Source organism: Chitinophaga deserti, assembly GCF_003149455.1.
In the GTDB taxonomy this organism is placed as follows: Bacteria; Bacteroidota; Bacteroidia; order Chitinophagales; family Chitinophagaceae; genus Chitinophaga; species Chitinophaga deserti.
This window is the reverse complement of record NZ_QFFK01000004.1, coordinates 221,009-233,933: the sequence shown is the minus strand read 5'-3', so window position 1 is coordinate 233,933 and position 12,925 is coordinate 221,009. Positions and strand designations below refer to the sequence as shown.

Sequence of the window (12,925 nt, the reverse complement as noted above, 5' to 3'; positions counted from 1 at the left end):
TTTTGCGGTTAATAGGTAAAATTGAGGCCGAACATAAACGTGCGCGCCTGCGGATAAATGCCGCGGTCGATGCTCAGGATGCCGCCACCGATCTCAGGATCGTAGCCGGTGTATTTCGTGAAAGTGAGCAGGTTCTCGCTCATCACATGTACACGCACTCTTTCGAAACCGGCTTTTTTCACCAGCACGGTAGGCAATGTATATCCCAGCTGCAGGATCTTGATGCGGAAATAATCCCCGTCTTCCAGGTAGAACTGCGAGCCACGGGAATAGTTCTTATTGGCATCGGTAAAAGTCATGCGCGGATGGGTGTTCGATGTGCCTTCTCCATGCCAGCGGTCCAGCGATTTCTGCTGCCAGTTGGCATTCAGGATATCGAGCCTGCGCAGCCCCTGGAAGATCTGGTTGCCTGCTGCTCCCTGTCCGAAGATCACCAGATCAAAGCCTTTATATGCGGCGTTGATGGTCATACCGTACGTCCAGTTAGGCATGGGGTTGCCGATGTAATCGCGGTCGTCGTCGGTGATCTGCCCGTCTCCGTTAATATCTTTCCATTTGAAATCGCCGGGTTTGGCGAGGGGCTGTATCTTCTGTCCGCCTTTGTTCACATAAGCATCTATCTCTCCCTGATTCTGGAAGATGCCCATGTGCTCGAACATATAGAATGCGTTAAACGGACGGCCGATTTCCGCGCGGGTAATATTCCCCATGTTCTGGAACGATGCAGCGCCGAGGTAGAGGAAGGTGCGGTTCTCACCGAGATAAGTCACCTTATTACGCATCCAGCTTACGTTACCGCCCACATTCAGCGTGAGGTCGCCGATCTCTTCGTTATAAGACAGTTCCAGTTCCACGCCGGAGTTCTCCATACCGCCGATATTGGCGTTGGGATCGCTCACGGAACCTACGTACCAGGGCAGCCTGCGCTGCATGAGGATGTCTTTCGTGTTCTTCTTGAACCAGTCGAACTGTACATTCAGTTTCTTGAAGAGATATGCTTCAAACCCGATATTAGTCTGATGCGTTTCTTCCCACTTCAGATCGGGGTTGGCGGGAGCATTCGGACTGGCACCTTCGAGCCCGTCTGCGCCAGGCCCCATGGTGTAGTTACGGCCGCTGCCGATGGTGGGGAGGAAAGAGAAATCGCCGATGGCATCGCTGCCTACCACACCGTAACCACCACGGAACTTGAGCAGATCCACCACATCATTCTGCGGCCAGAAGCCTTCTCGGCTGGGAACCCATCCGAGGGAGAACGAAGGGAATACGCCGTATTTCTTATTGGCGCCGAAGCGGGAAGAACCATCGCGGCGGATGATGGCTTCGGCCATATATTTTTCATCGTAGTTATAGTTCACACGCGCAAAAAGTGAAGACACGAGGTGGTCGATACCCTCGCCGCCATCGGCCCTGCGTTTGGAAGGAGCCACCTTGTAGTTGAGGGATGCTTCTTCGAAAGTAGTAGCGGGCACATCGTCGAAGAACACTTCCGTAGAACGTTCACCGCCTTCCTTGTAGGCACCCTGGCCAGCGAGGATAGTGGCACTGTGAAGGTTGAAATCGCGGGTGTAAGACAGCGTGTTTTCAATATTCCAGAAGAAGATATTGGCGTTGCGGCGGTTGAAGATCGCAATGCTTCGCACGGTGGATGAGTTGAGGTAAGACACGGGCGAGAAATCGTCGTGCCCGAAGAAGGCCAGTTTAGACCCTACCGAAGACCGTGCTTTCAAACCCTTGATGGGTTCTGCCTCCAGGTATACATTGCCCACGATGTTGTGGCCCCAGTTGTAGTTGCCTAAACGGGTGGAGATGTACGCCAGCGGGTTCGACATTTCCTGTGTTACGGTAGAGGAGATACCATAGGGCTGTCCCAGTTCGTTCCTGCGTACGCCGGCGTTGTTATACGGACTGGCATTCATTTTAGCCGGGTCTGTTTCCACGATGGGCGTGATGGGATCGAGGTTGATCGCGGAACTGAGGGGGCCGCCGAATTCGGAGTTGGTATTGCCGAGGCCTACAGACCGGTCGTAGGAATACCCTACGTTTTCCCCGAACGTAAGCCAGGGCGTCAGTTTATACGTTGAGTTCAGCCTTGCGTTGAAGCGTTTGTAGGAAGATATATCGCTGGCTACGATGCCTTCCTGCGAAAGGTAACCGAAGGAAGTATAGAAAGTAGACTTCTCACTGCCGCCGCTGATGCTCAGCTCATGGTTCTGGCGAACGGCGCTGTTGTTGAAGATGGTGGATTGCCAGTCGGACCCTTTACCCAGTGCAGCCGGATTGGCATGCGTGGGGGTACCGCCGTCGTTCACATTAGCTTCGTTGATCATGGTGGCATATTCCCGTGCATCCATCAGCTTCAGCTTGCGGGCCGGGGCAGACACACCGTAATAACCGTTATAGTTCACCAGGAGCTTTCCTGCGCGTCCTTTCTTGGTAGTGATGAGGATTACCCCTGTGGCAGCGCGGGCGCCGTAAATAGCCTGGGAAGCGGCATCTTTGAGTACCTGTATGGATTCAATATCGTTCTGGTTCAGGAAACCGATGCCGCCGTTATCTACCACCACACCATCTACCACCCACAGCGGGTTGTTGTTGTTGAAAGTGGTGAGGCCGCGGATGCGAACGGTACCTGCGGAACCGGGCTGGCCGGAGTTGGAAGCGATTACCACCCCTGAGGTACGGCCCTGCAGTGCCTGCTCCACGCGGTTGATGGGCATGCCTTCCAGATCTTTGGCGCGTACGGAAGATATGGCGCCCGTTACCACCGCCTTCTTCTGGGTGCCGTAACCTACCACCACTGTTTCTGTGAGGGAGGTTTCGGAGAGGGCCAGCTCCACGTTGAGGGTACCGCCGTCTGTTACGAGGGTGCGGGAGGTATAGCCTAATATGCTGAATACCAGCTGTGCGCTTTTACCGGGTGCACGGAGGGTATAGCGGCCGTTAGCATCGGTAGTGGTGCCCACGGTGGAGTTACTCACGCGCACGGTAACACCGGGCAGCGGCCCCCCTTTAATGTCTGTTACCAGTCCGCTTACCGGGATCGTGGTATCTGCCACGGGGGCGGGGCCTGTCATGGGGTGGATAACGATCTTCTGTCCTTCCATGGTGAAGCCCACGGGCTGGTTGAGCAGCAGCAGGTTCATTGCCTGTTTAACCGGTACTTCACGGATATCGATCGTTACGCGGCTGGTGCCGGCGAGCAAACTTTCGTCGTACACGATCGAAAGCCCTGATTGACGGGATATTTCTTTCAGCACCTTTTTCAGGGGCGCATTCCGCTCTTTAAGGGTGATCTGCTGCGACAATCCTTTGGCGCTGATCTGCAGACAGGCAACGAGCAGCAAAAAGGTGGTGAGTTTCATAACAATGCAGAATTTACCGAAGCTTTCCTTACCTGGCCCGAACCTATGGGCTACGTGGAATGCGGGATAAACAGCGCGAACAAACCGGACAAAGGAAGCTCCGCCGCTAAAGTTAAATTTCATACTTTTGCAGTGTTTGGGAATTACGAGATAAAAGTTCTGTAGAAGTCTTTTTTCGGACAGCCTGAACGTGCCGGAAGTGTTGCGAGCGCTTCCGGCTTTTTAATGCAGGGTGTCCGTTAGTTTCATGCGGTAGAATGTGTTTTCATAACGATGCGTTTAGTTTTGGTTTAAGTTGCTGAATGGTAAAGAGATATGCTAAAGCACAATGAGATTTCTTCCTTCCATGCTGAACCTGGCCCCGTTGGCCTCCAGCATTTTTAACAGTTCGGACAGGGGCAGGTTTCTGCTGATGCGCCCGCCGAATAATAAGTTCTTCAGTCTTCCTTTATACACCACATCCACATCGTACCACCGCGCTGCCTGGCGCAGGATATCGTCGATATCGGCGTTGTCGAATTCAAAGAAGCCGGTTTTCCATGCAATGGCATGCTGCACATCTGCCGGGGCTACGGTGATGTTGCCTGTGGCATGTTCCAGCCGGGCCTGCTGGCCGGGGCGCAGCCGCACTTCCTTCACTTTCACGGCGCCTTCCACCAGGGTGGTGTTCATGGTCTTTTCATCGGAGTATGCCATTACATCGAACCCGGTACCCAGTACCTCCACCTTTGCAGAACGGGTTTGCACGATAAAGGGCTTTTGCGCGTCTTTACTCACTTCGAAATACCCCTGCCCTTCCAGCTCCACAATGCGCTGGGTTTCATGAAATGCAGTAGGGAAACGGAGCTTAGAAGTGGAGTTCAGCCATACCCTGCTGCCGTCGGGGAGTACGATGTGGAACTGCCCGCCGCGGGGAACGGTGAGCGTATTGTAACCTGCAGCCGTCAGCTGGCCGCCCGTTGAGTAATGTAATTGTCCGTTCTGCTGGCGAACGGTGGTTTCTCCCTGGCGGATCACCTGGTTACCCGCACTGTCCAGCGTTACCACCGAGCCATCGGCCAGCGTCAGCTCTGCCTTGTTGGAACCGGGGGCTATATCGGCAGCGGAGCGGGTGATGGTTTGTGCCGTTTGAGGGGGAAGCTTAGCAGGGCGTGAAAGGAAGAAGGCGCCCCCTGCAGCCAGGAGCAACAGTACCGATGCGGCGGCAACCCAGCGGATGACGGGCATACGGCGTACTTTGGTTCCACGGATGCTCTGCAGCAGCCGGGCTTCCATCCGTTGACTGATCTCAGGGGATATTTCAGGGTGTTGCGATACCAGTTCATTAAATTCTTCCTGCATACGCAGCAGCACTTTACGATGCGAGCCGGTTTGCCGGAGCCATTCCATGAGCATGGCCGCCTCTTCGGGCGTACATTGGCCGTCGAGGTATCGTTGCAGCAGTTTTTCGTGCGGGTCCGTGGATGTAGACATATCAGCAGGCGCCTTTAACGTGGTACCTGTATATTATATCCCGGAAATTAAAAAGAGGGTACCCCGTCCGGAAAAAAATTTTTGTAATAGAAAACGAGGGAGAGGGAAATACCGCCGTAGCGGAACATGTAATCGTGGATGAAACGCATGCCCAGCACCATATGCTTCTTAACCGCATTGCGGGAAATACCCAGTATGGCCGCGGCTTCGTCGTAGGTGCGCCCTTCCTGCCGGCAGAGGCGGAACACGTTCAGCCGCTGCGGGGGCATCTGGTTCAGGGCTTCATGGAACAGGCGGTCGTATTCCCTGCTTTGCACTTCCTGTTCCGCCTGGCTGCCTGTAACGGCACTCAGCTGGAAAAGTATCTGCTCCCGCAGGTTGCGGTCGGTAGCAGCCCGCTGAAGGGTCTTTAATACATGATTACGGGCAATGCGGTATAAATAACCGCCGAAAGGGAGATCGGGCTGGATGCGGTGGCGGATTTCCCAGACTTTCAGGAAAACATCGTGCACAAGATCCTCCGCCAGTGAAGGAACCTTGCAATAACGCAGAATAAAGAGATAGAGGGCCGGGTGATACTGCCGGTAAACAGCTGCAAAAGCTTGCTCGTCGCCGTTCTTCATCCGTTCCAGCACTTCCGCCCCGGATAGATTGCTATCCATGCGATCTTAAATTTTGGTTGTCTGGTTCAATGTAAATCTAGGAAAAAACGGTTAATCCCCAAATCCTCCATAAATCCTACATTTATACCCCGGTTTTGCCGGAAAGGATTTAACCCGACAGCAGATGACGCAGATAAAATTGAGTGTGCTGGACCAGTCCGTTATCCGGACCGGCAGCACTGTAAGAGACACCATGCTGGAAACCATGGCTTTGGCACAACTCGCAGATCAACTGGGGTATTCCCGGTTCTGGGTATCGGAGCATCACAATATTGCCACCATCGCCGGCTCTACACCGGAGGTATTGCTGGCCTTCCTCTCCGCACATACCCAACACATCCGCCTCGGCTCCGCCGGAGTAATGCTTCCCAACCACAGCTCCCTGAAAGTAGCAGAGAACTTCCGCATGCTGGAAGCCCTTGCTCCCGGGCGCATCGATCTGGGAGTAGGCCGTGCACCCGGTGGCGACCGCCTCACTTCCCGCATCCTTAATCCGCAGAACACTTTCAGCGATAAGGATTTTGTGCAGCAGATCATGGACCTCCAGCATTTCCTGACCGATAATGCGCCCGAAGGCACGCTGTACGAAAAAGTGAAGGCCATGCCGCAAACGGAAACCGCTCCGCCCATATGGCTGCTCACCTCTTCAGGCGGCAGTGCCAGCGTGGCATCCCACTTCGGTACCGCGCTTTCCTTCGCGCATTTCATTAATCCCAGCGGCGGGCCCGAGGTAGTACATCAATACCGGAAAGAATTCAAACCTTCCGCCACCCTCGCTGCTCCCCTCGCCAACTTCGGCATATTCGCGTTTACTTCCGAAAGTCCGGAAACTGTAGAGCGCTGGCAAACCATCATGGATTACCGCCTCATGCAGATAGAACGTGGCCGCGATACCGCCCTCCCCTCCTACGAGGAAATCCGCGACATGGAATACATGCCCGATGAACAACTGCGTGTGAACTACAACCGCCGCCGTATGGTGTGCGGATCTCCGGAAGAAGTGAAAGCGAAGATCACCGCTATGTGCGAAACGTATGAAGTAGACGAAGCAGTGATCAGCACCATCGCAGAGAACCAGGACGAACGGATGGAATCGTTCCGGCTGCTCGCCAAAGTATTCGGCCTTCAGGCCCGCAACTGATTTTAACATTTCGCTAAGGTTACTTTTCTGAGGCGTTGCGTATAAAGGGTAAATCCACCACTCTATGCAACGTCATTCCATGTTGTGGGCAGCCGCGCTGTTGCCCGTACTGACCCTCTATGCCTGTGCAGGCAATTACAAGCACAATCACAGCGAATCTTCCGCCGACACTCAGGCTACTGCACCTGCGGAAGCTGCTGATGCTGCGGCAGCGAAAGATACAACTGCTGCTGCATCCGCCATTCCTGAAAAGCGTATTAAAACTGCGGATCTCCGGTTGCGTGTAGACAACGTGGTGCAAACCGCAGTGCGCATGGAACAGCTCGTAACCCGCGCCGGTGGCATCGTGGAAGAAAGTGATATCAAACAATCTCCCGGCCACCAGACCACCGCACGCTACACCAGCGATTCCCTGCGCCGCGTATCCTGGTACTCGCCGGAAGCCACTATGCGTTTACGCGTTCCGGTTAGTATGATGGATTCTGTAGTGAATGCACTGACGGGTATGGCCGTGTTTGTTGATTCACGTACCCGCAGCGACAAAGACGTGGCCCTCACCCATCTGCAGAACAAACTCCTCAACGATGCCGCCCGTACGCAGGACCGCCCCTTGAATCACACAAAAGCAAACAAAGAACTGGATGTTCGCCAGTATGAAGAAGAGTCGCAGCGAGGCGCGATTACCCGTACTATCGAAAACCTCGGTATCGACAATCAGGTGGCATATTCCACCCTCACTGTGTACCTCCACCAGCCCGATCTGGCCATCGTCAGCATCGTTCCCGATCCCGAACGCATGGCGCGCAGTTACTTCTGGACAGATGCATTGCTCGCTTTGCGTAACGGGCTGGAAGGCTTCCGCGCCGTGCTCATGTTCTTCCTCAACATCTGGCCCCTGTTGCTCACCGCAGCCTTCACCTGGTATGCGTATCGCAGATGGTATCCCCGCCTGCGTGCTGCCACGCAGCAAAAGCCTAATGCCTGAGTTTTGAAAGCCAATCACAGGAATTAGCACCAACTTTATTGATTGCTACAAATGCAAAAGGCCGCCTCATGTGATTGAGACGGCCTTTTGTGCGTTTATAGTAAATACAGATTTTATTCCGACAGTATCCTCACTTCGGTACGGCGGTTAGCCTGATGTTCTTCTTCCGTACACTGCATTCCATCCACACATAGGTTCACCGGTTTCGATTCTCCATATCCTTTCCATTCCAGCCTGTCCCGCGCTATGCCCTGCTGTACGAGATACTGCACGGCAGATTCTGCACGGCGTTCTGAAAGCCGCATATTGTAGGCATTATTACCCCTGCTGTCTGTATGCGATTCCAATGAAATGCGCATCGTGGGGTAATCCCTTAAAATGATCACCAGCGAGTCCAGCACATGCGTGGCGTCCGGATATCGGATGGCGTATTTGTCGAAGTCGTAGTAGAGATCTTTCAGCACAAACACCTCGCCTTTCTTCGGAGGCGGTGGAGGTGGTGGCGGAGGAGGAGGTGGCGGTGGCGGCGGGGGGATAATAGCAAAAGTATACACATCATCACTGCCTTTACCACCCGGCCTGTCGGATGCGAAATATCCATTCAGTGAATCCGATACGATCAGGTGAAAGTCATCACGGCCGGAGTTGTATGGCGGGCGCATATTACGCGGCGTAGTCCACGTGGTTAAACTGCCGGTGGTATGGAATATATCCAGTCCCCCCATGCCCGCATGCCCTTCGCTGGCAAAAGTGAGTGCACCATCGGGCTGGAATACGGGGAACAGTTCATCGTCTACTGTATTGATAGCAGCCCCGCAATTCACCGGAGCTTCCCAGCCGCCATTGGCACCACGGGTAGTGTACCAGATATCGGTACCTCCGAAACCACCCGGCCTGTCAGATACGAAGTACAGCGTTTTACCGTCGGGGCTCAGGGCTGCATGGCCGGTGGAATAATGCGCGGGATCGTTATAAGGGAATGGAGTAATAGTTTCTCCTGATATCTGGAACAGCTCCAGCCGCCGGGTGCCCACTCTCAACGCACGCTTCCACCCCATCCTTTCGCTCTCAGGCCTGCCGGGGCGGCTCACGGTAAGGTATGCCGTATCTCCTATTTGCGGGTAACTTACGGGGCCTGCATGGAAGCGGCTCACATTCAGTACCTGCGCCAGATCATCCACATTCACCCGGTTAGCATCGGCCTTGGCATCGTTCCAGCGGAACACTGCGAAGTAAGGCTCATCCGTTTGCCGGGAAATACGCTGGTCTATACTGTTGAGACGGTTAAAATTAGAGGTGTATACCAGCTGCTGCTGGTGCCGGAAAGCGCCCCAGTCGGAGAAGGTAGTATTGATACGGTCTTCGTTCCTTATACGTACCGTTTGGGGGCTGGCCAGCCATACCAGTGCAGAATCACATCCGTCCATTCGCACCTTCACCCTGCCAGCCTGTGGGCCTCCTCCGGGGTAACGGGCATATGCCTGCCGGGCGGAGTCGTATTGTTCCTGCGTTTTGAAGAGGTCGCCGATGCGGATCCACAGACTGTCGCCCGCAGGGTCCCTGGTCAGACAGTTACGGTAAGCGGCTATAGCACCGGGAACGTTACCCGTCATTTCAGCGCAATAACCTTGGCGGTAAAATACATAAGGCTTTGCCTTTTTATGACGGGCCAGTTTATCGTATACCGGGGCGGCTTTGGCGTATTGCCAGGTCACGAAGTAGCGGTCTCCCAACTGTTCGTAAGTAGGCTGTTGCTGCGCGGAGGCGGATACGGTTAATACGCACCCGAGCAGTAAGAGGGTGCGGAAATGAGGTTTTTTACACATCAGATCGTTTTTCATGTAACCTGACATAATAACCCTGTTTCCCCCCGAATTGTTTGTAAGAAAGGAGCTTACGTGTAGAAAAAAAGGGGTTGTCCTGCCGGACAAGCCCCTTATATAGCTATCCGGGACCCGGATACTATACTGGTTTTATCATAGGAAATGGTGTGCCTTACTGCGCCTTTATCAGGTGCACGGGCTCTACCCTGTAATATTTTCTGAAAGCAATCCGGAAGGCCGCCACGGTTTCAAATCCCGTATCCGCGGCAATCGTGGAAAAGCTCGCTTTAGTCCGCATCAGTGCATGATACGCCACATTCATCCGCCGGTCGAGGATAAATTCCTGGATGGTACGGCCATAACGGGCGCAGAAGCAGGCTTCCAGCAGATCAGGCTCTAGAGAAAAGCGTTGCGAAAGGCTTTCCGCTGAATGCTGGCCGGTAAAGTTCCTGCGGAGAAAATGGTAGCAGGCGGCAGTCTTCAACCGGTTTTTGGTAGACAGCCGGTAGGCTGCACTGCCCATCTGCATGGTACGCAGGAAAACGGTAAGGATGTTCACCACCTGCCTGCGCAGGAAGTATTCTGCCGTATCCCCTATCTGTTTGCAGCAGAGGATTTGTTTCAGTGTACGCTGGCACACTTCGTTGAAGAAAACAGACCGGGTGTTCAGCCGCCCTTCTCCCTTCAGGATATCCTCCGTTATGAGGTCTTTCAGTTCAGGAAACTGCCTGATCAGTTCAGGGGCTGCATCTGGCCTGAAATTGATATGGAAGCTGTCGAAACACTGCCCTTCTTCCAGCGGAACGGTGTTGAGGTAATCCAACAGGTTAAAAAGATCCATCCGCTGGTTCCGGAGATCGGTAAGCCGGCCATTTCCCATCAGTACGCGAACGGGGCTGCCGAGCATTACATGGAGGATCACATTACGGAATGGTGTCTGGGGAAACAGGATCATGGATGCTTTGGGCGCTACATGGTGAAACCACATGGAAATAGGCCCCAGGGGAACCTCCTGAGTTACAATTTTGCAGTCATCCTTATCCTCATCATTTTTGTCTACATATATCCTTGCGAAAGGTAAAAGGCCCTTCAGTTGATCTTTGGGCATGCTGGCTACTGGTAATGATTCCACAGGCGGAGAATCAATCCACAGCGTTTTGGTTGGCAGTAAAGGCATATCCATACCACATTGATTTTAAACGGTTCAAATTGCGGTCGCTGAATTGCCTGAAGCAAATTGGAAAAAAATGTAAAACGGGGTTCTCATAGTTAGCAACACGTCTTGCCCGGGCTCTCTTCAGCCCGCAAAAGTTAACTTGGAGAAAAAAATCTTAAGCAGTTTTAAGGTAGGTCATAACTATAATGCAAAAACATACCCCCAGGGGTGTATCCGGTGACAAAAAAAGTCTCATTTTGAGAAAAAAAAAACGGCGGAAAACCTGAAGGTCTTCCGCCGCGGGGTATTGCATTCCGAATTAAATTATCACTTCAGTGAGTTGATCCAGCTGGCGATGCGGAGAGCATCGGCGCGGGGAACCTGGGGCATTGGCGGCATCTCGGTAGCATAGCCGGGCCAGTTTTCCGGGTTCGGGTTGTAGATCAGCTTCACCATCATTTCGTTGGTGTACTTCTTCTTGGCGATGTCCTTGAATGCGGGGCCTACCTGCTTCTTGTCTGCATTATGGCAGGCAGCGCAGGTGTACTTCAGCAACAGGGGCTTCACTTCTTCGTAAGTAGGCACTTTAGGCGCGGCTTTTACGGCTGCGGTTTCACCTTCCTTCACTGCGGTTTTGCTGCCGGCAGTTTTAGGCTTAGCGGCTTCAGCGGCTTTCGCTTTGGCGGCAGCTGCTTCAGCTTCCTTCGCGGAATTACGGGTGCTCACTTCACTCATGGCCAGCTTAGCGCCGTCAGGAATGTTGTTCAGCGTGTAATAGGCGTTGGGATGCACGGCGGAATAGAAGTAATCCTTCTCACGCACTCCATCTACAGAAATATTGTGGATGTAGTACTGGCGCAGGTTGTTCACGATGAGGCGCACTTTCATACCATCTTCCGAAACTTTCACACCTTTCACTTCGCACTTTTCGGGGTTAACGGTAGGACTGCCATAAACAGGGTGGTATTTGTAAATGAAGCTTTCGATGGAGTAAGATGCCAGGTCGGAAGCCGATTTCTTGTCTACCGGCATGGTAAACGTGATCTCGAAACCATCGGGCATGGCTTTTACGGTGTGCATTTCAAAGGGGATGCGGTTATTCCACACCAGGCGCTGCAAACCTTCGTTGGCATCACCGGCAGAACCCCATCCGCGGTTGGTTTCACCTACATACAGCGAGCCGTCTTTACCCCAGGCCATACGCAGTACGCCCGACTGGAAGCCGGTTCTGAAATCAAACGCCACACCCTGGTATTCGCCTTTCACTTTTTCCAGTACCACACGCATGATCTTGCTCTGGCCCTGATCGCCCACGAGCGTCTGACCGGCAAAAGGTCCGAATGTGTTTTCAGGAATCGGCAGGATCTCAGAGTTGGAGATACCCAGTACACCGTGAGGCAGCCATACAGCCGGCAGTTTGATCTGCGGGATGGCTTTCTTCACTTCGTAAAGCGTTTTGAATTCTTCGTTCACCACGTTCTCAGGTTTCACCATACGGCCTTCCGCGTTGCGGATACGGCGCTGGTCTACCTGTTTGTATAAATCTTCTTCTTTCAGTTTGATGGGAGAATTGGGCATGTCTGACCAGCGGAGGCCGGCGGGGTGACCTACGAAGTCGCCTTTCTTCACCTGCCAGATACCACCGGAACCCATCCAGTCGCCCTGGTTCTCAGAATAGAACAGTTCACCGTCGATCATACCAAGGCCACAGGGAGAGCGCATACCGGTAGCCCAGGGCTCCATATGGCTGCCATCGGGAGAGATGTGCATCACCCATCCGCGCCAGGGAACGCGGCTTTCACCACGCCACCATTCTTCGTTACCGAAAGCAACGTTGCCGGATACGAAGAAAGAGCCATCGGGCGCCAGTTTAGGGCCGAAGCTGTATTCATGATAGTGACCGGAAAGCGGCCAGGCGTAAACAGTTTCATAAACGTCTGCCTTACCGTCGTTGTTGGTATCGGAAAGCCGGGTAAGCTCACCACGCTGTGCGCAGTAAAGGTCGCCGTTCTTGTAAGTGAGGCCGAGTATCTCGTGGAGACCGCTGGCGAACTTACGGAAGTGCGGGCGGCGGCTGCCGGGATTCTCTACGATAAATACGTCGCCACGGCGGGTTGCCACACCAAGGTCGCCGTTAGGCAGTACGGTGAGGCCGCCAACTTCCAGCAGGGTACCTTCCGGTGCGCTTACTTTCAGGATGCGGAAATAGTCTTCTTCTTTCGGCGTTTCCTGCGCGGAGGAAGACAGTTGCGCCATCAGTGGCAGCAGGCACATCGCCGCTTTTTTAATTATATGCTTCATTGCGAAAATTCAGTCGATG

8 protein-coding genes are annotated in these 12,925 nt (G+C 53.6%); 2 read left to right on the top strand and 6 right to left on the bottom strand.

The annotated features are described in order from the left end of the window. Positions 1-8 precede the first annotated feature (8 nt). The 3 genes from DEV76_RS10700 to DEV76_RS10690 all read right to left on the bottom strand — a co-directional run bounded on the left by DEV76_RS10700 (position 9) and on the right by DEV76_RS10690 (position 5,500). Positions 9-3,488, bottom strand: a complete 3,480-nt coding sequence (locus DEV76_RS10700) for a TonB-dependent receptor (RefSeq protein ID WP_232826928.1) — start codon at positions 3,486-3,488, stop codon at positions 9-11. Positions 3,489-3,683: 195 nt separating this feature from the next. Next, positions 3,684-4,838 carry a FecR family protein gene (locus tag DEV76_RS10695; protein ID WP_109697897.1) on the bottom strand — a complete coding sequence of 385 codons (1,155 nt, stop codon included), beginning with the start codon at positions 4,836-4,838 and terminating at the stop codon, positions 3,684-3,686. Positions 4,839-4,885: 47 nt separating this feature from the next. Continuing rightward, on the bottom strand, positions 4,886-5,500 hold the full coding sequence (locus DEV76_RS10690; protein ID WP_109697896.1) for an RNA polymerase sigma factor: 615 nt from the start codon (positions 5,498-5,500) through the stop codon (positions 4,886-4,888). A 124-nt stretch (positions 5,501-5,624) separates the two neighbouring features. Here DEV76_RS10690 and DEV76_RS10685 point away from each other — a divergent pair, with 124 nt between their 5' ends. Together DEV76_RS10685 and DEV76_RS10680 are read left to right on the top strand one after the other, a co-directional pair. Then, complete coding sequence (locus DEV76_RS10685) at positions 5,625-6,641, top strand: LLM class flavin-dependent oxidoreductase (RefSeq protein ID WP_109697895.1); 1,017 nt, start codon at positions 5,625-5,627, stop codon at positions 6,639-6,641. 64 nt (positions 6,642-6,705) lie between these two features. Beyond that, positions 6,706-7,626, top strand: a complete 921-nt coding sequence (locus DEV76_RS10680; protein ID WP_109697894.1) for a DUF4349 domain-containing protein — start codon at positions 6,706-6,708, stop codon at positions 7,624-7,626. A gap of 113 nt (positions 7,627-7,739) precedes the next feature. On the opposite strand, the gene DEV76_RS10675 is transcribed toward DEV76_RS10680, so the two are convergent. From DEV76_RS10675 to DEV76_RS10665, 3 genes are all read right to left on the bottom strand, one after another. Further along, positions 7,740-9,467 (bottom strand): OmpA family protein, encoded by a 1,728-nt coding sequence (locus DEV76_RS10675; RefSeq protein ID WP_232826927.1) that lies wholly within the window; start codon positions 9,465-9,467, stop codon positions 7,740-7,742. A gap of 154 nt (positions 9,468-9,621) precedes the next feature. Further along, the gene (locus tag DEV76_RS10670) at positions 9,622-10,632 is read right to left on the bottom strand and encodes a helix-turn-helix domain-containing protein (RefSeq protein WP_109697892.1); all 1,011 of its coding nucleotides are present in this window, start codon (positions 10,630-10,632) and stop codon (positions 9,622-9,624) included. Positions 10,633-10,932: 300 nt separating this feature from the next. Then, positions 10,933-12,906 (bottom strand): c-type cytochrome, encoded by a 1,974-nt coding sequence (locus DEV76_RS10665; RefSeq protein WP_198652026.1) that lies wholly within the window; start codon positions 12,904-12,906, stop codon positions 10,933-10,935. Positions 12,907-12,925 lie beyond the last annotated feature (19 nt).